Here is a 25,670-nt window from a genome sequence, read left to right as displayed (position 1 = left end):
TAGATAAAAAGTTATTGCAACAACATTGTTATTGCTACGAACATCAGGAAAAAAGCAAAAAAACGTTTTAGCGTTACCGTCGGCAATCGTGACGCTAATTTAGCGCCGATCCGAGTAGTCAAGATTGAGGTGGAAGCAATGGCTAATAATGCAGGAAGATACACATAACCTAGGCTATATTCCGGTAGATTTTCTACTCGATAACCATGCAAAATAAAGCCTAACATACCAGAAATGGCAATCACTAAACCACACACGGCCGATGAACCAACCGCTTTACGCATCTCAACACCATGGTGATTTAAAAAAGGAACCGTTAATGAGCCACCACCAATTCCCGCTAACGTAGAAATAATTCCGATCCCATTTCCTGATAATAACGTCACTATCGCTCCCGGCATCGGCCTTGTTGAACGAGCTTGCATGGAAGAACGCACCATCTGCAGTGCAAGAGCCAAAACGATAACCCCAAATACTTTAGGTAAATAATCACTAGGGATCCACTCGGCAACCACAGAGCCTAAAAAACCGCCAGTAAGCACGCCCGGCAGCAGCCATTTAACAACAAATAAATCGATATTACCCAATTTAAGATGATTCAACGCAGAGGAAATAGAGGTGATGATGATCGTCGCTAAAGAGGTCGCCAGAGCAATATGCATAACGATCTCTGGATGAATGCCCATTTGCGGTAACAAAAACAGCAGGGCAGGAACCACTAATAGCCCACCGCCAATACCTAACAAACCAGCCAACAATCCAACGACAGAACCTAATATGATTAGCAGAAGAATGAACTCAATACCCACAGTGGCGTCCTATTTGTTTATTTTTTACCAGCCCGCACAAATCCAGCGAAGCCTTTCGTTTCAAAATGGGTGAGCATCATATTATAAATGTCATGACCATACGATTGCATCAAGGCTTTATCAGCCAATAACTGTAATTCACGCCTTGCCGAATGACGAACCAAATATTTTACTTTGGCTACGTTTGACGCATTCATACTCAAAGTGGAGTAGCCTAAACCGATGAGTAATAAAGCACCAAAAGGGTCACCAGCCAGCTCACCACAGACACATACTGGCAACGAATACTGCTGACAGGTTTGCGAAATTTGTTTCAATGCCATAATCACTGCAGGGTGCATCGAATCATAGACATCCGAAACATGGGTATTGTTCCGATCAACCGCCAAAAGATACTGCGTTAAATCGTTAGTTCCCACTGAAATAAAATCGACTTTTTTGGCAATCAATGGCAATAGATAGAGCATGGAAGGCACTTCAAGCATAATACCGATTTTAGGCCTGACGATGCTGGCATCAACTTTGATCGATTCTTGATAGGCTTGATCGATAAATCGCCGAGCATCATCAAGCTCTTTTACCCCAGAAATCATCGGCAACAAAATACGCAAATTATCATGGCCACTACTGGCTCGCAGCATGGCTCGTAATTGAATTAAGAAAATGTCTGGATGATCCAGCGTAAAACGAATGCCACGCCAGCCTAAAAAGGGATTATCTTCATCAATGGGTAAATAAGGCAGCGGCTTATCACCACCGATATCTAAGGTACGCATCACGACAGGCTGATCAGGATAACCTTCAAGGACCGCTCGATATTGCTGAATTTGCTCTTCTTCAGAGGGTAAACGTTGTTGAAGTAAAAAAGAAATCTCGGTGCGATAAAGTCCTATGCCATCAATGCCTTGATTAATAGCGATATTCGTATCTGCGCTTAATCCTGCGTTTAACAGTAACTCTATCTGCACACCATCTTCGGTTAATGCGGGCTCTAAAATTGCCTCATTGACCATTTGTGCCAATTGTCGCTCTTCGTAGGCCAACGCACGATATTCAGCAAGAATAGGCTTACTAGGGGAAATGTATAATTTACCACTGTAGCCATCAACAATGCCTTTTTTGCCATTCACTTGCTTTAAGTTCAGTGACACGCCCATCACCGCTGGAATACCCAACGCGCGAGATAAAATGGCGGCATGTGAATTGGCCGCGCCCTCAAGAGAGACCACAGCTAATAACTTATCTTTCGGTAAACCAGCCAATATCGATGCGGTTAGCTCTCGCACCACTAAGATAATCGGTTTGTCTAATTGTTGCTGTTCATGCTCCGTGTTGTAGAGAAAATAGAGCAGCCGCTGACCAAGCTCACGTATGTCTTGTGAACGCTCCCGCAAATAAGCATCGGACATACGAGCAAAACGGTTAGAATAGCTTTCGACAACTTGGCGTACCGCCCAGTCAGCGCGATCGCCTTTCAGAACTTGCGCCTTCAGATCATTGCGCAACATAGGATCATTGAGTAAATGGGTAAATAAGTCAAAAATCGCCAATGCTTCTTTATTGATATCGTTATCAAGCTTTTTGCGTAACTTACGAAAATCGTTCAGAGCATTTTCAATTGCCCGGGTTAACCAAGCTTGTTCTCTTTCTTTATCTAAGGTCGAAGCGGGAGAAACGTCCGTCAATTGTGGTTGAGAGTCATCCCACCACAACTCGCCAATCGCAACCCCAGTTGAGGCGGCAATGCCACTGACAGACTGTTGCTTCTTAGATAACAGCCAATGTCCTTGCGTTTGGGAATGAGCAATGATCACCGCTAACTGAGCCGCCAGCGTCACCAAGAAAGAGACTTCCATCTCGCTGAATAAGCGAGGCGATTTTTGCTGTACCACCAGAACCCCCAACACTTGTTTGCGGTAAATGATGGGGGTACCAAGAAAAGAGTGATAAACCTCCTCTCCCAGTTGTTTAAAATATTTAAAATTAGGATGTTGTGAGGCTTTAGCAAGGTTAATCGGCTCAGCAGTACGTTTAACTAAGCCCACTAAGCCTTCATCAAAACCAATATGAATTTTATCGCCTTTGAAAGTTAACCCTTGTGTCGCCATTAACTCAAGGCGAGACATCTCTTCATTCGCTAAGTAGACCGTGCAACATTCCGTGTTCATCGCTGTACACGTCTGTTTTACAAAAATATCCAATGCTTGATAAACATCTTCCACTTTTGATACTTGTTCAACAATATCCCTTAGCTGAGAGAGCATCTTATCCCCTACGGTTTTTGCGCTTACCTTTTATTTTACGTTCTTTAAATGGCATGGCTAAAGAGACAAACTCTTTCATTGCTCGCCGATATACATCACGCTTAAAAGACACAACTTGCCTAACTGGATACCAGTAGCTTACCCAGCGCCAACCATCAAATTCAGGGGTGCTACCACGTTGCATGTTGATTTTTGATTCATCACATTCAAGACGCAGTAAGAACCATTTCTGTTTTTGTCCAATACAGACCGGTTGAGAATCCCATCGCACTAAGCGCTTTGGTAGTTTGTACCTTAACCAATGACGACTAGTGGCAATGACTTTAACATCTTTCTTTGTTAACCCAACCTCTTCGTAAAGCTCCCTAAACATCGCTTGTTCGGGAGATTCACCCTCATCAATCCCCCCTTGAGGAAACTGCCATGAGTGTTGTCCATATCGTTTCGCCCAGAATACCTGACCATGGTTGTTACAAATCACAATACCTACATTGAGTCGGTAACCATCGCCATCGATCACTGGCAAACCTCTCATAAAATCTTAATGATGTTGATTTTTCCACATATCCCCAGCAGGAGCAAACGAACTCGTGTGATTCAGGCGAGATTTATTAACGATCGAGAAGAAACTGCATAACTTTCACTCATCGCTATAGTTATCAACAAAAGAATGAGAGACAGAGCACATTTATTCACGTTTTCTGTGAATAACCATGTGAAGAAGCCGAGGAAGTAGACTAAAAATTCTATATTTAATCTTATCATTGGTTAGATACCATGACTAAAAATAAAAATAACCAATAAAAAACAATTAGATATAATTTAAAACAAAAACAACATCTACCAAGTTGTTAAAAAGATCAAAAGTATAACTGTATCGTTCAAAGATCCATCAAATGTATGGTTATCCACACTTGAATGAATTTATCGACCTAACATTACTTTTCTATCCTTCATATAGCGTTTAAAAACCCTGTTTATCCATACATGAATGAGAAAAACCCTAACTATCGACAGGTGACTTATGATTAGCTGTGGATAACTTCTGATAATGATCTTTTCATTACTGGACCAGTGAAGAGTCTGTTACTCCCCAAGGCGAGTTTTTGTTACACTAGGGTTTTTACCTCAGTACCTTCGCTATGCTATCAGAACCTAAAAGTGAACAAGAGCTTCTTCATCGAGCCCAACACATTGCCGGACTTAGTTTTGCCGAATTAGCTGAACATGCACAGATTGCTGTTCCTGCCGATCTCAAAAAAGATAAGGGCTGGGTTGGTCAGCTATTAGAATGGCATTTAGGCGCAAGTGCCGGCAGTAAACCACAGCAAGACTTTGCCAATTTAGGTATCGAGCTAAAAAGCATTCCGATTGGTTATACTGGTAAGCCTCTTGAAACTACCTTTGTTTGCGTCGCACCGTTAACGGGTGTCCAAGGACTGACATGGGAAAATAGCCATGTCAGGCAAAAATTGTCGCGGGTGTTATGGATCCCTGTTCAGGGAGAGCGAGAAATCCCTTTAGCAGAACGTCGAGTCGGCTCGCCACTGATTTGGAGCCCTTCAGCCACAGAAGAAGCGCAATTAAAAGCCGATTGGGAAGAATTGATGGAGTTTATTGTACTCGGTAGGATTGCTGAGATTACCGCAAGACATGGTGAAGTATTGCAACTGAGACCAAAAGCCGCTAACAGCCGAGCGTTAACCGAAGCTTATGGCGCTAATGGTCGTCCGATCCGAACCTTGCCGCGAGGTTTTTATTTACGGACTCAGTTTACCGCGCAAATACTCCAGCAGCATTATCTGTACTAATCTCATGCTCAGCCATTAAGCAACGAATTTAAGATAAAACGAGCAGTGACTTTACCCTGTCGCTTAGATTATAGTGGAATAATTCGATTCAATGTCTCTCTCCCTAACTCCTTGGTGTTTAAAGACAACGGCGATTTTCGCTCGCTATCGTTTTATTGATCACCCATCAAAAGTAGGGAGCTTCACGGTAACAAGGAAGTACAATGCAATATACAAAATTACCGCATTCAACATTAGAAATCAGTAAGATTTGCTTAGGCACTATGACGTTTGGTGAACAAAATGATCAAGCGCAGGCCTTTCAGCAACTCGATTATGCTCTTGAACGTGGCGTCAACTTTATCGACACTGCAGAGATGTATCCTGTCCCACCCAGCGCCAAAACCCAAGGTTTAACCGAAGAGTACATTGGTCGTTGGTTAGAGAAATCAGCGAAACGTGAAAAATTTGTTCTGGCCACTAAAGTAGCCGGTCCACGAAGTGTCAGTTATATTCGCGATAAAATGGCTCTGGATCATCGCAATATCCATCAAGCGATCGATGATAGTTTACGCCGCCTAAAAACCGATTATGTCGATCTCTACCAATTGCACTGGCCACAACGTCAAACCAACACCTTTGGCCTACTCAACTACCCTTATCCGGAAACTCAAGAAGAGATCACCTTGATCGAAACCTTGGAAGCAATGAACGATTTAGTACGGATGGGAAAGGTTCGTTATATTGGCGTTTCAAATGAAACACCTTGGGGATTAATGACGTATCTTCGTCTAGCGGAGAAACACGATTTACCACGCATGGTCTCTATCCAAAACCCTTATAACTTACTGAATCGTAGTTTTGAAGTTGGGCTATCAGAGATAAGCCATTATGAAGGCGTTAAATTACTCGCTTACTCCCCATTAGCATTTGGCACATTGAGTGGTAAATATTTACATGGTGCACGTCCTAGCGGTGCACGCTGCTCTTTATACGAACGTTTTCAGCGTTATTTCACACCACAAGGGTTAGCGGCAACACAAGCGTATGTCGATTTAGCGCATGAATTTTCCTTGGATCCCGCACAAATGGCGTTGGCTTTTGTTAATCAGAGACCGTTTGTCGCCGCCAATATTATTGGTGCGACAACTATCGAACAGTTAAAAACCAATATTGATAGTCTAGATCTGGTATTGAGTGAAGAGCTGCTCGGCAGAATCAATCAGATTGCGATCCAATACTCGAATCCTTGCCCTTAAGCTTAGTGTGACGACGTTAGGCCCTTTTTAAGAGCCTAACGATTGAAAAAATACGACTAAAAAATCGAGTCAGAGAGTAAGCCATGCTTATTCAAAAGGCGATACATGGTCGCTCGGGATATGGCTAACTCTCTGGCTGCATGAGTGATTTGTCCGCGATGCGCTTCTAATGCCTGTACGAGTGCCTCTCGCTCTGAACGCTCTTTAATGCTTTTTAACGTTCTTTTACTTTCTCGTTTAGGTAGATCAAGCTGCGTTTCATCAAGCATGATCGAATCAGACATTAAGACCATTCGCTTAATTTGATTCATTAACTCACGAACATTGCCCGGCCAATCATATCGCTCCATCGTTTGTAGTGCCTGTTCAGAGAAACTCCGCGCTTGCGCGTTGTACTCTTTGGAGTACTCCTTTAAAAAATGCCCAGCAAACAGCGCAATATCGCTTGATCGTTCTCGCAAACTGGGGACATTAATCCGCAATACATTAATGTAATGATAGAGCTCTTCATTGAATTCACCATCAATCAACGCCTTTTCAATATCAGTCGTATGGGTAGCTAAGATCCTGACATCCACCGCCTTTGCACCAATCGACGCCGGTAAAGTCCCTTGTTGGAAAAAATGCAACAAGTTGAGCTGTTGTCGTTTCGGTAACGCCAAAATATCATTAAGTAATAATGTTCCCTGATGAGCTTTCGCTAACAAAGGGGGGATTGAATCGGGATGCCCGATACCGAATAACTCGGCTTCAAGTTGATGTTCTGGTATTGCTTGGCAATTAACACTGACAAAAGGTTTATGAGCACGAGATGATGTGTTGTGAATAGCTCTAGCGACCCTTTCTTTACCCACTCCACTTTCACCAGAGATAAGAATACTAACATCGGTTGGTGCAACGCGTTTAATTTGATCACGTAGTCGCTTAATTGGCAGTGATTCACCTAATAAATCCATTTGGTTATTAATACCGTAATTCGGCCACACTTTTTTTTCTAATTGCAGCATACCCAGTTGATGGCCAATAGTACTCAGTAATTGAGCATCAGGGATTGGTGCGGTAAAAAAGTCGATACAGAAATTGACGATAAACTGGCAAATCGTATCGGAGCTGAGCTGAGACTCGCGAACAAATGCCAACCAACGAACCTGCTTATGGCTACTGACCAAATTAGCAATACCATTTAAGCTAAATTCATCATTGCTGAGATCAACAATACCAATACATGGTCCAATTTCTGTAAATTGTTGATCTACTTTACGCAAATCTGCGCATTGCATACAACGCCATCCGGCCTTTTCTAAAACGGTTAACCACGGTTCATAGCTGCCTCCAACGACAATCAGCGAACCGGGAACGCAATTCATCCGAAATTGAGTGCCCATCAACAGGTTTCCTTATGAGTATTATTGTTATACAGCGCTGAATTGATTGATACCCATACAGCTTTGGAGATACAGATGGCAAGGTGGACTTGCTCCATCTCTCAATGTCGCTCACGATGACAAAAATGCCCCCGCTTAGCCAATCGAGTTAACGCAGTGATTGGCCAAAAGTAACGATCATTGTCGCTACCTTAGCGGTACTCTAAAATAGAATCTATCTCACGAGTAAGACTATAGGCAATATCATCCATAAACGAAGGGATAATACTGTTTTTTTTGATCGCACATCCTTTATTGTCCTAATTAATGATAGGCTAAGATCGCTATCAAGGCATCTCACCAAGTATCAAGCAAAAAAAACCGCCTCGTGGGCGGTTTCTAAGTTATCACTAACCATTATTGCTGCGGACGCATCGCTGGGAACAAAATAACGTCACGAATCGTATGTGTATTAGTCAATAACATCACTAAACGGTCAATACCAATCCCTTGACCAGCCGTCGGTGGCAAACCATGCTCAAGGGCAGTAATGTAATCTGCGTCGTAGAACATCGCTTCGTCATCACCAGACTCTTTGGCTTCAACTTGCGATTTGAAACGTGCATCTTGGTCTTCGGCATCATTCAGTTCTGAGAAGCCATTCGCCACTTCACGACCGCCAATGAAGAATTCAAAGCGATCGGTGAAGAATGGATTATCATCACTACGGCGAGCTAACGGCGAGATATCCGCTGGATAGCCAGTAATGAATGTCGGCTGCATCAATTTCGGCTCTGCCGTTTCACCAAAGATTTCTTCAAGAAGCTGACCACAAGTCCAGAAAGGCTCGACATCAACATGCACCGATTTAGCAATCGACACCATAAGATCACGATTTTGTAGGTCATCTTCAGTTAATGCTTGAATTTGCTCGTGTTGAGGATTGTAGTGCTTGATGGCTTCAAACATGCTCATGCGAGCGTATTTACCACCAAACTCTACGGTTTCATCACCATAAGGCATCGACGTTGAGCCTAGCACTTCAAGTGCAACCGTACTTAGTAGCTCTTCCGTGAAATCCATCAAATCTTTGTAATCTGCATACGCCATATAGAATTCCATCATGGTGAATTCTGGGTTATGGCGAGGTGATAAGCCTTCATTACGGAAGTTACGGTTGATTTCAAAAACGCGATCAAAACCACCGACAACCAAACGTTTTAAGTAAAGCTCTGGAGCAATACGCAAATACATTGGCATATCAAGCGCGTTATGATGAGTGATGAATGGACGCGCACTCGCTCCACCAGGGATGACGTGCATCATCGGCGTTTCGACTTCCATAAATTGTTTTGAAGTCATGAAATTACGAATGGCTGACATCACTTTAGAGCGGATGACAAAAGCTTGACGAGAATCTTCATTGACAATCAAATCAACGTAACGTTGACGATAACGCATTTCTTGATCGGTTAAACCATGAAACTTTTCAGGTAATGGACGTAGCGCTTTAGTCAGCAGTTCATACTGCTCAATATTTACGTAAAGATCGCCTTTACCTGACTTATGCAAAGCACCTTTCACGCCAATAATGTCACCAATATCAAGCCCTTGATATTTTTCTTTTAGCTCAGCCTGTACCGTTTTGTCGGCATAAGCTTGAATTCGACCGGACGTCTCTTGAATCACCAAAAAAGGACCACGCTTAGCCATCACTCGACCCGCGATGGAAACAATATGATTGAGTGCTTCCAGTTCTTCTTTGCTCTTCTCACCGAACTCTGCTTGTAGATCACCCGCTAAGCTATCACGACGAAAGTCATTCGGGTGACCGTTCGCCTTACAACTTTTACGGATGTGCTCTAACTTACTACGACGCTCTGCAATTAGTTTGTTTTCTTCTTGCGCGATTTGCTCTTGATTCGTTTCGTTTTGAACAGCATCAGTCATTTTGCATGTACCTTGTTTTGTCGGTAAAAAGCTTACAGACCTGATTTCAGGCTAGCTTCAATAAATTTATCTAAATCACCATCGAGAACCGCTTGTGTATTACGGTTTTCAACTCCAGTACGCAAATCTTTGATCCGTGAATCATCTAATACGTAAGAGCGAATTTGGCTTCCCCAACCAATGTCCGATTTAGCATCTTCATTGGCTTGTTTTTCAGCATTTTGTTTTTGTAATTCCAACTCAAACAATTTGGCGCGTAGTTGCTTCATCGCTTGGTCTTTGTTTTTATGCTGAGAACGATCGTTTTGGCACTGCACCACGGTATTAGTCGGAACGTGGGTAATACGTACCGCCGATTCTGTGGTGTTAACGTGCTGACCACCAGCACCCGATGCACGATATACGTCGATACGTAAATCTGCTGGGTTAATATCTACGGCAATATTTTCGTCAATTTCTGGGTAAACAAATGCTGAAGCAAAAGAAGTATGACGACGGCCGCCGGAATCAAACGGGGATTTACGAACTAAACGATGCACTCCCGTTTCGGTTCTTAGCCAGCCATAAGCGTAGTCCCCGATAATACGCACAGTCGCGGATTTAAGTCCAGCAACATCACCCTCTGAAACCTCAATCACTTCGGTCTTAAAGCCTTTGTCATCCGCCCAACGCAAATACATCCGCAATAGCATCGACGTCCAGTCTTGAGCTTCTGTACCACCAGAACCAGCTTGTAAATCAATGTAGCAATGCGAAGCATCATGATCACCAGAGAACATGCGACGAAACTCTAGCTGTGCTAGTTTCTCTTCAAGTTCTTCGAGCTCAGGCAGGATTTCGTCAAACGTTTCTTGATCCTGAGCTTCAATCGCCAGTTCAAGTAAACCTTCAACATCATCGACCCCTTGTTCCAGCTGGTTAATGGTTTCCACTACCGCTTGTAACGAAGATCGCTCTTTGCCTAACGCTTGTGCACGCTCAGGTTCATTCCACACATCGGGTTGTTCTAGTTCAGCGTTGACTTCTTCTAGACGCTCTTGCTTAGCGTCATAGTCAAAGATACCCCCTGAGGATCGATGTGCGCTGCGACACGTCCTGAATACGGGTTTTAATCGGATTGATTTCAAACATAGTTATTTTGACTTTATGAATAGAATTTAACCGCAGAATTCTACTGAAAAATGTGACGAAGATACAGGAAAAATTGCTTAGAAAAAAAGCGGAGCCATACGGCTCCGCTTTAGGGGATATTGGATTTTAGCGACATGACGTGATTCACCATCACAACACCTAATCACAATAAATGGTTAACAGTATGCAGATTAACGTCACGCCATCAACACGCTGCTCTATTGCAACCTAAAACGTCACTAAGCAACATCATTAGAGGATTGTTCTACCACTGAACGAGCCATAAAGAACATGCATATTAGCGCCGCTAACGACGGTAAAACCCAACCCATACCGACATCAAACAGTGGCAACATGTCGAACATTGACATATCTAGCCCAACGACTTGAGCGGCATCAATTAAAGCAAACAAGAACGCAACTAAAGTCACAACCCGAAAAGCCACTTTAGGATTCGGCATTTTGTGGCGCACAAAGGCGAGAACCACTAGCGCTATCGCGACAGGATAAAGCGCAACCAAAACTGGAATCGACAAAGCAATCAGCTGAGATAAACCAACATTAGCAACCACTGCACAAGCAACGCCATTAATCACTACCCAAGCGCGGTATGGAAGAGGCGTCAAGGAGCAGAAGTAATCTGAACACGCAGAAATAAGACCAATCGCCGTCGTCAAACAGGCTAAAAGGACGATGGTCGATAAAACTAACTGCCCATAAGGACCAAATAAAGCTTGTACATATTGGCTTAAAATAAAGCCACCATTATCTGCGCCAGCGGCGATAGCTGAACTGGTTGCACCAAGATAAAACAGAGAGATGTACACCGAAGCAAGACCGAAGGCAGCAATAAAGGCTGAACTGATAAGATATTTCGTCGTCGCACGCTGCTCGGTAATGCCCTTACTACGCAAGGCATCAACAATCAACATCCCAAACATCAAGGCTGCTAAGGTATCCATGGTGTTGTAACCTTCCAAGAAACCTTTAGTGAAAGGTTGAGTGGCATAAGGCCCAGTGGCCGGCATCCAATCGCCTTGAGGGTCTAAGAACACACCAATCGCCAACACGACTAGACCGATAAAGAGCGCGGGAGTTAATACTTTACCGATGAGGTCAATTAAACGTCCTTGCGACCAAGAGAAAAATATTGCTACCAAAAAGAAAAGGATCGAGAAAATAGTTAGGTGAGCTTGCGAGCTATCAGCAAAGAGTGGACTAACCGCCATTTCATAAGCAACCAGTCCGGTTCGTGGCGCAGCAAAAGCCGGACCGATAATAATGAAGATCAATACGGCAATCAGTGTCGCGACTTTGATTGGCAGATCTTTCGTAAGGTGATTCCAGCTACCTCCAGCAATCGCCACCGCAATGATCGTCACTAAAGGCAGTCCCACCGCCGTCAATAAAAAGCCCCCCATGGCAGACATCAAGTTTATCCCAGCTTGTTGACCCGCTAATGGCGGAAAGATAATGTTGCCTGCGCCTAAAAAGAAGGCAAATAGCATAAAGCCTAATGCGGCAATATCTGTTAATTTTAACGTCTGTTTCACAGATAACCCTTATATTTACTTATTTAATGAATGTTGTGTGTGCATCTCTAGACAGTACAAGCCATCTAGTTTTTAGTGAAGGCGAATAATGAACAACCTATCAGCATTTCGCAATAGCTAAGGGAAAAACACTACATTAATTTATTCTGAAGGTTCAATAGCAGTTAAATACACTAATTTATAAAACATTAATGGAATGATATTTCAGTTACCAACCCATGACTGCGGTTGTTTGTTCAGCACAAAACACCAAACAAAAAACCAACAGCAGATTAACTTTTAAAAAACAACCCCATAGCGATATTTAATGAAGACAGCTCGACCGATAACAAAAGGCTTTCGTTTTAAGCAATTTACCATTGAACCTGGGCACAGTGGCATGCCCGTCAGCACCGATGGTGTACTATTAGGAGCCTGGGCTTTCACCCGCCCCCCCGAACGTATACTCGACATTGGTTGTGGTACAGGCTTACTGAGCTTAATGTGTGCTCAACGTTTTTCCGATAGTCACATTTACGCTATCGATATTGATCAGCAAGCATTTTTGGCCACAGCAAATAATGTGCGTCGCTCAGCATGGTCGGCACGTATAGAAGTGGTGCATGATGATATTACCGCCTTACGTTTTATTCAGCCGTTTGATGCCATCATCTGTAATCCCCCCTATTTTAATAGCGGGCAGCCAGCACAACAAAAAACGCGAGCGATCGCGCGTCATACAGATACGCTTTCTCATCAACAATTGCTGCTCTGTTTGACAGAATATTTAACTCACCAAGGTACTGCTAGCCTAATTTTACCCGAACAAGAAGGACAAGCATTGATTGAACAAGCACGACAACAAGGTTGGTATTTAACCCGACTCTGTCAAGTCAGATCTACGGCAGAAAAACCGGTGCAACGACTATTATTTGAACTGAGCCGTACCGATCAACAATTACAATCAAGCGAGCTGATCATTCGTGAGTCCGGCAACTATAGCGACGCATTTATCCAGCTTACCCGTGCTTTTTATCTTAAGATGGTGTAATTAAAGATGTGATCTAGACGTGGATCCAACTATAATGTGCGCCCTCTATTTTAGACTATTCAGCCCGAGCCTTGCGGAGTAAATAAACTGTGACTAAAACCTTTGCTGACCTAGAACTGGATGACAATCTCCTTGATGCAATTAAAGAATTAGGCTTCGAACGCCCAACTCAAGTGCAAGAGGAGGCGATTCCCCACGCCCTGGACGGTAGAGATATTCTTGCCTCTGCTCCGACAGGCACTGGAAAAACGGCAGCGTTTGTGATTCCAGCTCTGCAATATTTACAAGATTTTCCACGCAAAAAACCGGGACCTGCGCGAATGCTGATCCTGACGCCAACGCGTGAATTGGCAATGCAGATCACTGAGCAAGCTCGTCAACTCGCCAAACATACTCGGCTGAATATATTCACCATCACTGGTGGTGTGCAATATCAAGAACACGCCGATATTCTTGCTACCACGCAAGATATTGTGGTCGCGACACCTGGGCGCCTACTTGAATACATCAACGCCGAGCGTTTTGATTGCCGGGCGATTGAATGGTTGATCCTTGATGAAGCCGACCGCATGTTGGATATGGGATTTGGTCCTGTCGTCGATCGTTTAGCCGCCGAATGCCGCTGGCGTAAACAAACCTTGCTCTTTTCCGCGACCTTAGAAGGCCGTGGCGTCGAAGGCTTTACCGCGGATCTTCTCAATAACCCAGCAGAAATTACCGCAGAACCACCTCGTCGGGAACGGAAAAAAATCGCGCAGTGGTATCATCGTGCTGACAGCATGCAACATAAACTCGACCTGCTAAAAGTGATTCTTACTCAGCAAGCCGAGCGTTCAATCGTGTTTCTCAAAACCCGTGAACGCTTAGCCGAATTACGAGGAGAACTAGAACGAGCCCAAATCCCTTGTGCTTGGATCCAAGGTGAAATGCCGCAAGATCGACGTAACAACGCTATTAGCCGTTTTCGTGAAGGGGATGTCAATATCCTACTGGCGACCGATGTCGCTGCACGAGGTATTGATATTCCTGATGTCAGTCACGTGATTAACTTTGATATGCCACGTAGCGCGGATGTTTACCTCCATCGTATTGGTCGAACCGCTCGAGCCGGTAAAAAAGGCAATGCGATTTCTTTAGTCGAAGCGCATGATCAAATGATGATGGATCGCGTCGCTCGCTATGTGAAAGAAGAGATTAAAGAACGCTTTATTGATGGATTACGCCCTACGCATAAAAAGCCGGTGTTTAAGAAAAAGAAAAAAGACGACAGTAAAAAGAAAGTTGTCGCCAAAAGCGTGAAGAAAAAGACCAAGAAAAAGAAATAAACCCAATAAAAAAGCCGATGAACAATCCATCGGCTTTTTTATTACTCATGAGTTAACGACGCATTAATGCTCACGTGTCGCTCGGAAAATAATCTCCGGAGCACGTTCTTGCGCTAAGTTAAGGTTAACCATGGTTGGAGCGATATACGCTAAGTTATCACCACCATCCAGAGCCAAATTACTTTGGTTTTTACGCTTAAACTCTTCGAACTTCTTCGCATCAGCGCACTCGACCCAACGCGCGGTTGCCACATTGACGCCTTCGTAAATGGCTTCCACATTGTATTCCGATTTCAAACGTGCCACGACCACGTCAAACTGCAGCACACCTACCGCTCCAACAATCAAATCGTTATTTTGTAGTGGACGGAAAACTTGCACGGCTCCCTCTTCAGAGAGTTGTACTAGCCCTTTCAGTAGCTGTTTCTGTTTGAGAGGATCACGCAGACGAATACGGCGAAACAGCTCTGGGGCAAAGTTAGGGATCCCAGAGAATTTCAGTGATTCACCTTGGGTAAAAGTATCACCAATTTGAATCGTGCCGTGGTTATGTAACCCTATGATATCTCCAGCGAAAGCTTCTTCGGCACGTGAGCGATCGCCCGCCATGAACGTCACCGCATCGGAAATACTGACTTGCTTACCAAGACGAACATGATTCATTTTCATGCCCTGCTTATACGTTCCCGAAACAATACGCATAAAAGCAATACGATCTCGGTGTTTAGGATCCATATTGGCTTGAATTTTAAACACAAAACCAGAGAATTTTTCTTCCGTCGCTTCAACCACACGTTCATTCGCTTGACGAGCTAAAGGCGCTGGAGCCCATTCGGTAAGTCCATCAAGCATATGGTCAACACCAAAGTTACCGAGTGCCGTACCAAAAAATACTGGCGTCAAAGCACCTTGCATAAATAGCTCAAGATCAAACTCGTGAGAGGCACCCAACACCAACTCTAGCTCTTCCCGTAATTGATTAGCTAAATCAGCCCCGATTTGAGCATCAAGATCTGGGTTTGTTAACCCTTTAATCACTCGTTGCTCTTGAATGGTATGTCCCTGTCCAGAAGAGTATAAAATGGTTTCATCACGATGAATGTGGTACACCCCTTTAAACGCTTTACCACAACCAATCGGCCATGTGATCGGTGCACAAGCAATGTTTAGTTCATCTTCCACTTCATCGAGCAGCTCCATCGGGTCTCTAATTTCGCGGTCCAATTTATTCATAAAGGTAATAATTGGTGTATCGCGCAGACGAGTGACTTCCATCAACTTACGCGTTCGGTCCTCAACCCCTTTTGCCGCATCGATAACCATCAGACATGAGTCGACAGCTGTTAGCGTCCGATAGGTATCTTCCGAGAAATCTTCGTGTCCCGGAGTATCCAACAGATTGACCAACGCATTTTGATAAGGAAACTGCATCACCGATGTGGTTACAGAGATACCACGCTCTTTCTCCATCTCCATCCAGTCAGATTTAGCATGCTGTGCTGAACCACGGCCTTTTACCGTGCCAGCGGTTTGAATCGCGCGTCCAAATAATAAGACTTTTTCGGTAATGGTGGTTTTACCCGCATCGGGGTGCGAAATAATAGCAAAAGTTCGGCGCTTTGAGACTTCGCCGATAAAAGGAGTCGTTGACATGCAAGGTATCTTCTTTTTCGGCCGACAGCTAACTCAATGCGAGGGTGTCGACCTTATGGTTCAAATTGTCGGATATTCTCGCTGATCTTAAGGTTTGGAGCAACTAAAGGCGTATCGCATTATTTAATCAGAAAAGTTAATTTATCTATCATTATGAACTATAAATACTAAATACTTAAAAATAGATTCAATCCTGATGACATTAAAGCCTATCAACTCCCTTGCGTTTCGACAAGCGAACACCGTATTTTGGGTCTCCGTGTTGGTTGGCCTCTGCTTTAGCTTGTATCATACTTTGGTTGATTTGCATCATGAGCAAAAACGAGTTGAAGAGTATTATCAATTCAAATTAGTGCAAAATTATACTAATGCCAGCCAAGCGGCTTACCACCTTAATCATTTATTAGCAGAACAAGTGGTCTCTTCTTTAATGGCAGAGCCAGCGATCATTAACGCGGCAGTGATTGATGATTTTGGTGATGTCTTAGCTAAGCAGCAGCGACCTATCAGTCATCCCTCGTTAATGATAAGCAGTTTGGTGAGTTACCTTACACCTGAAAGTCCGGTTTTTGTCAGCGAATTACATCAACCCGATTCGCAAATTGTGGTCGGAAAACTGAGCTTTATGATTGATGGCAATAGCATTGCTCATGCGTTTATCGTCAAAACCACTCGGGTGATCCTGTTTGATTTACTGCGTAATACGCTATTAACCATTATATTATTGGCCTTTTTCTATCGTAAACTTTCCCGCCCAATCACCACGTTAATTGACTGGGTACGTTCATTACCTACCGCTCAACACCCCATCCCGACCAATTTACTACGCCCCAAAGACGAATTAAGTGAGCTTGCCTCTAGCTTTCAGTCTTTATGGCAAGACAAAGAAAAAGCGCAAGCCAAACTGAACCACTTGGCCTACTACGATGGTTTAACCGGATTAGCTAATCGGGGATTATTGCTGCAAACACTGACTCAAGCGATTGCTTATGTGCATCAACGCCAACACACAGGTGCACTTTTTTACTTAGATTTAGACCGTTTTAAAACCATTAATGATTCTTTAGGGCACACCATTGGCGATACCTTAATTCAATCCATCGCGCACCGTTTACAGGCTTGGGCCAATCAGAGTTATACTGCTGCCAGAGTGGGCGGAGATGAATTCGCAATTATTATTCCCAGTTTACCTTATCAACAAATTTCGAGTATCGCTCAGCAGTTATTGGCTTTATTGGCTAACCCTCATTCGATTGATGGCCATCAGCTGTATTGTACCGCCAGTATTGGTATTGCCACTTTCCCCTCTGAAGGGATCACCAGTTTGGATGTTTTTCGACAAGCAGATACTGCCCTTTACCGCGCAAAAACCTGTGGACGAAATAAATATTTATTTTATGAACCGGAAATGCAGGCGCAAGTAGAGACGTTTCTTGATATAGAGAAGGGGCTGCACGAAGCTTTGCAATACCATCAATTGGAGCTTTATTACCAACCACAAGTGAATGAGCAGCATCAATTGATTGGTGTTGAAGCGTTAATCCGTTGGCATCATCCAGAAAAAGGGCTACTTCCGCCCGGTATTTTTATGCCAGTCGCTGAAGAGACCGGACAGATTTTACCGATTGGCCGCTGGATCATCGAACAAGCTTGTTATCAACTCTCTCAATGGCAAAAACGTGGCGTGCTTCCTGAACATTTTCGCCGTTTAGCGATCAATATTAGTCCGCTGCAGTTTTCACAGGCCTCTTTTGTTGAACACATCGTTGCCACCCTTCAACAAAGTGGGATCAGTGGTCACTATATTGAATTAGAAATCACTGAAGGCTTACTGTTAGAGAATATCGATGAAGCCATTCAAAAAATTGCTCAGCTAAAAAGCCAGTCGCTGCATTTGGCGATTGATGATTTTGGTACAGGGTATTCATCGCTACGCTACTTAAAAGATCTCGCGGTTGACGTATTAAAAATTGATCGTTCTTTTGTCACCCAATTGCATTTAGATCCTAGCGCGCAGGCGATTGTCGATACTATTTTATTGATTGCCAAACGTCTTGATTTACAAGTGATTGCCGAGGGCGTTGAAGACAAATTCGAGCTAGAGGCACTGAAAACTATGGGGTGCACACAGTTCCAAGGGTACTTATTTGATAAACCCTTAACCAGCCAAGAACTTGAACAGCGATTTATTCACCATTGTTATTCAAAAACGCCTTAGCTACAGATAAAAGAGAACCAGCGATACCAATAACGCCGCAGTGTCAGTTAGAGAGGATCACAAGAAAAAATAACTCATGATGATCGCATCTTCTTTACCCTGTTCGGTCGGATAATAATTAAAACGTCGATCAATCTCATTAAAACCTGCATCTTGATACAGCCGAAAAGCGCGTTGGTTACTCGCTCTCACTTCTAACCAAGCACTTTGTGCTTGCAAGCGCTCACCTTGCTGAATAAAGTCTTCAATTAATTGCTTACCGTAACCTTTACCCTGCTCACTTGGCGCAATCGCTAGATTAAGTAGGGTGATTTCACCGACAACATGCTGCGCATAATAGTAACCCAATAGCTGATCGTTAAATAACATTGCTCGATGACACGCGCCACGGCTGGCTAAATCATCAATCATATTCTTTGACCAAGGATGAGAATGAGCCTGTTGTTCTATCGACCAAACTTGGCGCAAATGTTCAACAGAGAGAGGAACAAAGTAAATACTCATTGTTTATTGCGCTCCGTAAGAACAGATTTGTTGCCATAGTTCTCGGCGATGGTGCGTATTACCTTCAACTTCACTTAATGCTGGCGTGTGTAATGCTTTTGCCGTTGTGACGGCACTTACTTGGCAATCGACATACCATATCCATTGCAGATCATTGAGTTCCAATTGACACAGCTGGTGAGGATAGACATGTCTGGCTTGTGATAAGTTGAGCTGAAAGCTGTTTAATACTCGTTCTAACCAAACCAATTGTGCACCAGAAGGCAAGAGCGAACTAACCAGCAATAATCGGCACTGTTTATCGAGAGACTCTATCGGAGGTGAGTAGCCAGCCAATCGTTGTGGATGAATAAGCTGCCACTCTTGAATACCCATCGCCTGTAAATAGTGTTGCTGCTCAAACATGATGTTCTACTTCACGAAATTTATCTGCACATGCTAACAAATATCGACCATCAAGCCTATAGCGGAAGTATTGAGAGCTATCCTGTTACGTATCTAAATGCTTAAAGGCATCAGTAAACTCAGGGCAATACTCAATCAGCCCTTGGCGTTCAATAAACGCCTCCTCCCATAAAGCCACCACTTGAAAAGCAGAAGCGAGTTCAGGCCATGGGCAGGAGAAACCATACCGTTGCGCATCGTTAAAGCCAAAGCGTTGATAATAATTAGGATCGCCCAATACGACACAAGCAGGATAGCCCAGCTCACCGAGCGAACTTAATCCCTCATTCACCAGCATTGCACCGATACCTTGCTTGCGATGCTCTTTCGCCACCGCTAAGGGGGCTAAGCCTTGCCAATTAAGATCCTCACCATTAAGAGTGACAGGGCTAAACAGAGCGTAGCCGATAATTTCGCCTTGCTCATCACATGCCACTAACGATAGTGTTCGACGCCCATTCTCACGTAGCGCTGTGACCAAATTGGCTTCGCTATCGGTAGCAAATACCGCGCTTAATAATCGCTCAACAGCAAGAATATCCGCAGGAACTTCAGTTCGAATAAGCATTCATTACCTCATTTTGTGTGTTTGGCATCTGCATGCCTTTATGCACAAAATCAGCCAACTGGTGAAGCAAAATTTGCAATCCCTGAGGTAATTGTTCAAGATCCACACTATCCATCAAGTTTTTAACGGCTAATCCTAGTTCGGTATCCCCTTCAATCGACAAACGCCTTTGAAAGAACAAAGTATCTGGATCTTCTTTGCGACCTGCAATCAAAATAAAATCATTCAAACATCCACTAAAACTGACATCTTCTTGGCAAGGGCAATCGGCGACGATTAACTGCGGATGTTGATAGCTAATAAACCAACGTAATGCGATATCATGTATTTCGATTTTAAGCCATTTTCCCTCCAGAAACTCAAAATCGCCATCAGCGAGCGCTTCTTGAAAAACCAACTTCAGCCCCTCTAACAAGGCTATTTTTTGTACTCGATGAGGCAATAAATGGACTGGAGATCGCAAAATTGATGGGGCATTTTGTACGAGTTGACGACGAATCTTGTTTATCACGCGTATTATCCGTTACCTTAAGAGACTGAGCACTATCATAATGGATGTTAAGCTCACAATACCTGTTATGCATCAAAAAATGGTTATCGATTAAGATGGCAATGACGCTTTTCAGCCAATGGAATCAAGGTTATAGTTGATGGGTCTTTGATGAGTAATTCTTACCGTGAATAGTACATACTGTATAACATTGGTCATATTTTGATGACCGTTCAAGATTTATCTTATTGGTTTGGCCATATTACCGCTTCTAATCCAGCGTTTGTGGCTATTTTAGATCGCCAGCATCACTATGTTTTGATCAATGAACGTTATGCCGAACTGAGTGGTTTAACCTGCTTTGAGCTAATCGGCATGAATGATAATGATACGTTCGGAGACGCTTTCTATCAGCAAATCAAACCTTATTATATCAATGCCTTTGCAGGACAAGCACAAGAGCTGACGCTAACACTCAATTCCCCGTCTGATATTGCCAGTCAATGGCACATCAGCATAACGCCTCTCATTCATCGGGCTGATCATCCTGATTATATTATTGTTCATGCCTTAGAAACCTCTGAGCAACAAAGGCTCCTGCGGTCACTGCAAGAATCCGAACTTAAGTTCAACGCACTCAGCACGCTACTCAATGAAGGGGTTTTATTAGTTGAGGAGGATTGCATACTGGCGGCTAATCCTTCTGCAGCTCGCTTATTTGGGTTCGATGAAAGCCATGATTTATTAGGCGAGTCGCTTTCCGCATTATTTAGCGATGACACCAACCAAAGCAGTTTTAATCCTACTTTGGTGCAACAGTTGCTGATTAACCCTATTCATTGTTTGACGCATGCTGATTACGGTCCGCCGAAAAGGGTTCAGTTAAGTGCAGTGAGAACCCCACTCTTCGGTAGCCATGCTCAGCTTGTCGTTATGGAAAATAGGGAAGATAAATCGCCGATATTACCTCTGTCATCCACTTGTCAAAGCGATGAGGGGTATATAGATACCTTAAGTGGCGTCTATACACGTTCCAGCTTTATCAAACGTCTTGATTATCTGATTGAACAACATACACCGTTGATCATGCTCTATCTAGACATTGATAACTTTAAAAATATTAATGATTCGTTAGGGCATCATATCGGCGACAACGTAATAAAAGAGGTCGCAATCCGTCTAAAGCGTTTGCTGCCCTCGCAAGCGATACTCGGTCATTTGGGCGGAGATGAGTTTGCGCTCATCTTACCTTATCCTGAACATCGCCACAGCGGTGAAGATCTTGCAGAACGGATCATCAACTTAATTAATCAACCGTTTGATTTACATCACTTTAGTAAACGCTTAGCGTGTTCTATTGGTAGCGTGGTTTACCCTGGCGATGGCCATAATGCCCGAGTATTACTGCAAAATGCTGATACCGCGATGTATGAAGCTAAAGAACGTGGCCGTAATCGTTTAGTACAATTTAATAATCAAATGAACAAAGAAGCGCGCATGCGCCTATGGCTAGAAATTGAGCTGCAAAAAGCCTTGCAACAAAATGGTTTGGAAGTCTGGTATCAACCCAAAGTCAACGCGCGTGATTTTAGTATTAATGGTGCCGAGGCGTTAGTGCGTTGGAAGCATCCAATTGAAGGGTACATCAGTCCTGGTGCTTTTATTCCTGTTGCAGAAAAAGCGGGGTTAATCGAGCATCTGGGCAGAGTGGTGATTCGCGAAGTGTTTACGACCGTTAAGCGTTGGGAACAACAAAATCTACTTCCCGGCAATGTTGCAATCAATATCTCGCCGGAACAGTTTGCCAACCCACAATTAATCGATTACCTAACTAAGCTGCTTCGCCAAACCCAATTAAATCCTCGCTATATTACCTTTGAATTGACCGAAAGTGCGATCATGAGTGGGAGTGAACATACTCTACAAATGCTCAGTGCGATCAAAAAATTAGGCTTTAGCTTATCGATTGACGATTTTGGAACCGGTTACTCATCACTGGCGTACTTAGCTCGTTTTCCAATCGATGAATTAAAAATTGATCGATCATTTATCAGCGATATGGATACATTGCCCAAACAGATCACGGTGATCGAAAGCATTATTAAACTGGGTCAATCGCTCAACCTAACGGTGGTAGCAGAAGGCGTTGAAACTCAGCAGCAAGCGATACTGTTATCTAACCTCCATTGCCATACCATCCAAGGCTTTCATTTTTATCGTCCCCAACCTAAAGAAGAGGTCGAAGTTCTCTTTTCTCAACATCGCCGTAGTTACTAAAGCACTGCGTATTGTTATTCACTCTATCGATCCCTCCTATTGCTAGATCGGTGCTTTTCTTTACTACGAGTCTTCTAAAATAGCCATTGATTGCCTGAAACCTGCCTTATATCAATTCCCTAGCACAGAATAATTTTTACACTAACGCAAATTTCTTAAAGACAGTAATGAGCAATGGAACTACTCTGCCCAGCGGGTAACTTACCAGCCCTTAAAACCGCCGTTGATTGTGGCGCCGATGCGGTCTATCTCGGCTTCAAAGATGAGACCAATGCCCGCCACTTCGCAGGACTCAATTTTAGTGGTAACAAACTCGATAAAGCGATTCAATATGCCCATGATCGGCGTAAAAAAGTTCATGTCGCTTTAAACACTTTTGCCCATCCTGAAGGATTTCAGCGCTGGACACAAGCCGTTGATAAAGCGGTAAATGCAGGTGTTGATGCTTTGATCATCGCTGATATAGCTTTATTAGATTACGCAACGCAACATTATCCAGAGATGGAATTACACCTTTCCGTACAAGCTTCGGCGACGAATGCGAAAGCGATCGAATACTATCAGCAGCAATTCAATATTAAGCGTGTTGTGCTACCTCGAGTGCTCTCCATTCATCAAGTAAAACAACTGTCTCGGACAATCCCTGCTGGCGTAGAGCTAGAAGTCTTCGCTTTTGGTAGCCTATGTATTATGTCCGAAGGCCGCTGTTATCTATCTTCTTACCTAACGGGAGAATCCCCTAATACGGTTGGCGCTTGCTCACCAGCCAAATATGTTCGCTGGCAAGAAACAGATAGTGGACTTGAGTCTCGCTTAAATAACGTTCTGATCGACCGCTATAAACACGGTGAAAATGCAGGCTATCCGACCTTATGCAAAGGACGCTTTATCAGTGATATCGCGGGTCAATCCAAGCATTATCACGCGCTTGAAGAACCGACAAGTTTAAACACACTGTCGATGTTGCCAGAATTGTTTGCCGCTAATGTCGCCTCAGTCAAGATTGAAGGACGACAACGCAGCCCTGCCTACGTTGAACAAGTCACCCGAACTTGGCGTGCAGCGATTGATAGCTATCTTGCTGCCCCAGAGCGTTATCAAGTTCGAACCGAGTGGGATAACTGTCTAGCTAATGTATCAGAAGGGAGACAAACCACGCTCGGTGCCTATCATCGACAGTGGCAATAATAGGATAATCATCATGAAATACGCTTTAGGTCCATTACTGTATTTTTGGCCCAAAACCGACGTCGAATCGTTTTATCAACAAGCTTGCTCTAGCTCAGCAGAAATCATTTATTTGGGGGAAACAGTATGTTCAAAACGTCGAGAAATAAAGGCTGCTGATTGGCTCGATATGGCGAAACAGCTTGCTGGAGAGGGAAAAGAGGTCGTTCTCTCAACCATGGCACTCTTGGAAGCGCCCAGTGAAATCAATCTGATGAAGAAGTATATTGATAACGGTGAATTTACTATTGAAGCAAATGACGTAGCCGCTATCCAACTCGCTTCTCAACAAGGCGTTCCCTTTGTCGTTGGTCCTGCCATCAACTGCTATAACGCTTATGTTCTCAAACGATTTCTACAACAAGGTATGATTCGCTGGTGTATGCCGGTTGAGTTGTCACGTGAGTGGTTAATCAATGTCTTAAATCAATGTGATGATTTAAATATTCGTAGCAAGTTTACCACAGAGGTATTTGCCCATGGATATTTACCACTAGCCTATTCTGCCCGCTGTTTCACTGCGCGCGCAGAAAACCTCGCTAAAGACGAATGTCAAACCTGTTGTATTCGCTATCCAACCGGTATTCAGGTCACTAGCCAGGAGGGACAAGCCGTCTTTAACCTCAATGGCATTCAAACTCAATCTGGTTATTGCTATAACTTAATCAATGAGCAAGCAGGCATGCAAGGATTCGTCGATGTCGTTCGTCTTAGTCCATTAGGGCAGGAGACTTTTTCACTTATCGATGCGTTTAGAGCCAATCAAAACGCCGAGCATCCTCAACAGTTAGACAACCATCAATGCAATGGTTATTGGCATCAATTACCAGGATTAGACGTTCATTATCAATAGTTCTCTGACGCCCAACTGATAAAAATTGGCTTGGGCGTCCGTAAATCACGTTATTGTTCGACTCGCGCTTTGGCTAAATGAGCTTCTCGCAAATCATGATACATACGGCCTAATTCAATAAAGGCATAACGATGCTCAACATACTCATAGACATTAAAAGCAATCGCTAATTTATACAGCGAAATGGCTTGAGCGAAGTTATCTTCCATTTGATAACGTTTGCCAAGATAGAAGTAAGCTTCTGTGAGCTGCTGCGCCAATAAAGTATTATCACGAGTAGTGGTTAATAGTGCTTTAAATACTTGATCTTGAGGGATTTCATCCAACATAACACCAACCAATACCCATCCCCACTGCTCATCATGCTCTTGATAGCGGTTCAATAAATCATGCTTCGCTTGCTGTGGATTGACATCCGATTGAATAATGTAGAGCCATAAAGCGCGAAAAGGATCACTCGGATCTTGCTGGTAATGAGCTTGAATATCTTGTAACGCCAGCTCTGGTCGATCACCATAATACAGGGCGATAGCTCGATTTCTCAGGGCGTATTCATTACTCGGATCGAGCTCTAAAGTAGAGTCAAATGCTTCATAAGCAGCATCAAATTCACCGGCTTCGGTATAATAGACCCCAAGCAAATTAAAAATATCGGGTTGAGCTGGGTTTAAGGCTAATGACTGAGTAAAGTCTAATCGTGCTAAATCTCGCAATCCGAGATTATCGTAGCCATTACCACGTTCAAAAAACATTTTTGCCCGCAGTTCATCGTTCAAGTCAGTACGCTGTAATAATTGGCTTAAACGAGCAATCTGCACTTCCTGCTGAATCGTGGATTGTAAGGGAATCGCCATCGGTGGATAGACCCAGTGCGTTGCTTGAGAACCACCTTTTGAGGCGCATCCAGCCAATAACAAAACCATGACACTTACTAGAGCGCTTTGAAACCATTTCACAAATC

General features: G+C 43.6%; 21 protein-coding genes. 8 read left to right on the top strand and 13 right to left on the bottom strand.

What is annotated here, in order from left to right:
- Window positions 1-11 precede the first annotated feature (11 nt).
- Genes AACS00_RS15000 through rppH form a run of 3 tightly spaced genes read right to left on the bottom strand, consistent with a single transcriptional unit; the run spans window position 12 to window position 3,593 of the window.
- On the bottom strand, window positions 12-809 hold the full coding sequence (locus AACS00_RS15000; protein WP_072671344.1) for a sulfite exporter TauE/SafE family protein: 798 nt from the start codon (window positions 807-809) through the stop codon (window positions 12-14).
- Between the two features lie 17 nt (window positions 810-826).
- Window positions 827-3,073, bottom strand: a complete 2,247-nt coding sequence (gene ptsP, locus AACS00_RS14995; protein WP_072671345.1) for a phosphoenolpyruvate--protein phosphotransferase — start codon at window positions 3,071-3,073, stop codon at window positions 827-829.
- Between the two features lies 1 nt (window position 3,074).
- On the bottom strand, window positions 3,075-3,593 hold the full coding sequence (rppH, locus tag AACS00_RS14990; protein WP_040903856.1) for an RNA pyrophosphohydrolase: 519 nt from the start codon (window positions 3,591-3,593) through the stop codon (window positions 3,075-3,077).
- Between the two features lie 622 nt (window positions 3,594-4,215).
- On the opposite strand from rppH, the gene mutH reads away from it, so the two are divergent.
- A complete protein-coding gene (gene mutH / locus AACS00_RS14985; RefSeq protein WP_110167869.1) occupies window positions 4,216-4,884 on the top strand; it encodes a DNA mismatch repair endonuclease MutH in 669 nt (222 codons plus the stop codon).
- 203 nt (window positions 4,885-5,087) lie between these two features.
- Complete coding sequence (locus AACS00_RS14980) at window positions 5,088-6,122, top strand: NADP(H)-dependent aldo-keto reductase (protein WP_110167868.1); 1,035 nt, start codon at window positions 5,088-5,090, stop codon at window positions 6,120-6,122.
- A gap of 56 nt (window positions 6,123-6,178) precedes the next feature.
- Here the strand turns inward: AACS00_RS14980 and AACS00_RS14975 are convergent, their stop codons facing one another.
- The 4 genes from AACS00_RS14975 to brnQ form a co-directional block, all read right to left on the bottom strand.
- Complete coding sequence (locus AACS00_RS14975; RefSeq protein ID WP_072671348.1) at window positions 6,179-7,507, bottom strand: sigma-54-dependent transcriptional regulator; 1,329 nt, start codon at window positions 7,505-7,507, stop codon at window positions 6,179-6,181.
- A gap of 396 nt (window positions 7,508-7,903) precedes the next feature.
- Window positions 7,904-9,436 (bottom strand): lysine--tRNA ligase, encoded by a 1,533-nt coding sequence (gene lysS / locus AACS00_RS14970; protein WP_072671349.1) that lies wholly within the window; start codon window positions 9,434-9,436, stop codon window positions 7,904-7,906.
- A 32-nt stretch (window positions 9,437-9,468) separates the two neighbouring features.
- Window positions 9,469-10,567, bottom strand: a protein-coding gene (gene prfB / locus AACS00_RS14965; RefSeq protein WP_110167867.1) for a peptide chain release factor 2 whose coding sequence is annotated in 2 segments (ribosomal slippage) — window positions 9,469-10,491 and window positions 10,493-10,567 — 1,098 coding nt in all. Because the reading frame shifts where the segments join, the coding sequence is not laid out codon by codon here.
- A gap of 239 nt (window positions 10,568-10,806) precedes the next feature.
- Complete coding sequence (gene brnQ, locus AACS00_RS14960) at window positions 10,807-12,120, bottom strand: branched-chain amino acid transport system II carrier protein (protein ID WP_110167866.1); 1,314 nt, start codon at window positions 12,118-12,120, stop codon at window positions 10,807-10,809.
- 307 nt (window positions 12,121-12,427) lie between these two features.
- Here brnQ and AACS00_RS14955 point away from each other — a divergent pair, with 307 nt between their 5' ends.
- Both AACS00_RS14955 and srmB read left to right on the top strand, forming a co-directional pair.
- A complete protein-coding gene (locus tag AACS00_RS14955) occupies window positions 12,428-13,150 on the top strand; it encodes a tRNA1(Val) (adenine(37)-N6)-methyltransferase (RefSeq protein WP_110167865.1) in 723 nt (240 codons plus the stop codon).
- 89 nt (window positions 13,151-13,239) lie between these two features.
- The gene (srmB, locus tag AACS00_RS14950) at window positions 13,240-14,475 is read left to right on the top strand and encodes an ATP-dependent RNA helicase SrmB (protein ID WP_110167864.1); all 1,236 of its coding nucleotides are present in this window, start codon (window positions 13,240-13,242) and stop codon (window positions 14,473-14,475) included.
- 63 nt (window positions 14,476-14,538) lie between these two features.
- Here the strand turns inward: srmB and prfC are convergent, their stop codons facing one another.
- A complete protein-coding gene (gene prfC, locus AACS00_RS14945) occupies window positions 14,539-16,128 on the bottom strand; it encodes a peptide chain release factor 3 (RefSeq protein ID WP_072671353.1) in 1,590 nt (529 codons plus the stop codon).
- A 193-nt stretch (window positions 16,129-16,321) separates the two neighbouring features.
- Here prfC and AACS00_RS14940 point away from each other — a divergent pair, with 193 nt between their 5' ends.
- Window positions 16,322-18,346, top strand: coding sequence for a putative bifunctional diguanylate cyclase/phosphodiesterase (locus AACS00_RS14940; RefSeq protein ID WP_181397601.1), 2,025 nt, complete (start codon window positions 16,322-16,324; stop codon window positions 18,344-18,346).
- 57 nt (window positions 18,347-18,403) lie between these two features.
- Here AACS00_RS14940 and rimI read toward each other — a convergent pair whose 3' ends face one another.
- The 4 genes from rimI to ubiT form a co-directional block, all read right to left on the bottom strand.
- On the bottom strand, window positions 18,404-18,850 hold the full coding sequence (gene rimI / locus AACS00_RS14935; protein WP_110167862.1) for a ribosomal protein S18-alanine N-acetyltransferase: 447 nt from the start codon (window positions 18,848-18,850) through the stop codon (window positions 18,404-18,406).
- A 3-nt stretch (window positions 18,851-18,853) separates the two neighbouring features.
- On the bottom strand, window positions 18,854-19,255 hold the full coding sequence (locus tag AACS00_RS14930) for a DNA polymerase III subunit psi (RefSeq protein ID WP_072671356.1): 402 nt from the start codon (window positions 19,253-19,255) through the stop codon (window positions 18,854-18,856).
- An 85-nt stretch (window positions 19,256-19,340) separates the two neighbouring features.
- On the bottom strand, window positions 19,341-19,862 hold the full coding sequence (locus AACS00_RS14925; protein ID WP_110167861.1) for a GNAT family N-acetyltransferase: 522 nt from the start codon (window positions 19,860-19,862) through the stop codon (window positions 19,341-19,343).
- On the bottom strand, window positions 19,846-20,373 hold the full coding sequence (gene ubiT / locus AACS00_RS14920) for a ubiquinone anaerobic biosynthesis accessory factor UbiT (RefSeq protein ID WP_072671358.1): 528 nt from the start codon (window positions 20,371-20,373) through the stop codon (window positions 19,846-19,848). Before ubiT ends, AACS00_RS14925 begins: the two co-directional genes overlap by 17 nt.
- 204 nt (window positions 20,374-20,577) lie before the next feature.
- Here ubiT and AACS00_RS14915 point away from each other — a divergent pair, with 204 nt between their 5' ends.
- The 3 genes from AACS00_RS14915 to AACS00_RS14905 all read left to right on the top strand — a co-directional run bounded on the left by AACS00_RS14915 (window position 20,578) and on the right by AACS00_RS14905 (window position 24,709).
- Window positions 20,578-22,629, top strand: coding sequence for a sensor domain-containing protein (locus AACS00_RS14915; protein WP_110167860.1), 2,052 nt, complete (start codon window positions 20,578-20,580; stop codon window positions 22,627-22,629).
- A gap of 174 nt (window positions 22,630-22,803) precedes the next feature.
- Window positions 22,804-23,817, top strand: a complete 1,014-nt coding sequence (gene ubiU, locus AACS00_RS14910) for a ubiquinone anaerobic biosynthesis protein UbiU (protein WP_072671360.1) — start codon at window positions 22,804-22,806, stop codon at window positions 23,815-23,817.
- A gap of 13 nt (window positions 23,818-23,830) precedes the next feature.
- Complete coding sequence (locus tag AACS00_RS14905; RefSeq protein WP_110167859.1) at window positions 23,831-24,709, top strand: U32 family peptidase; 879 nt, start codon at window positions 23,831-23,833, stop codon at window positions 24,707-24,709.
- 50 nt (window positions 24,710-24,759) lie between these two features.
- Here AACS00_RS14905 and nlpI read toward each other — a convergent pair whose 3' ends face one another.
- Window positions 24,760-25,665: a lipoprotein NlpI gene (gene nlpI, locus AACS00_RS14900; RefSeq protein WP_072671362.1), complete on the bottom strand. Its 906-nt coding sequence runs from the start codon at window positions 25,663-25,665 to the stop codon at window positions 24,760-24,762.
- Window positions 25,666-25,670 lie beyond the last annotated feature (5 nt).

The sequence above is a fragment of the Vibrio sp. 11986-1-5 genome, from assembly GCF_963878025.1.
In the GTDB taxonomy this organism is placed as follows: Bacteria; Pseudomonadota; Gammaproteobacteria; order Enterobacterales; family Vibrionaceae; genus Vibrio; species Vibrio injensis.
The sequence above is the reverse complement of the archived record's forward strand: the minus strand, read 5'-3'. Positions and strand labels throughout refer to the sequence as shown.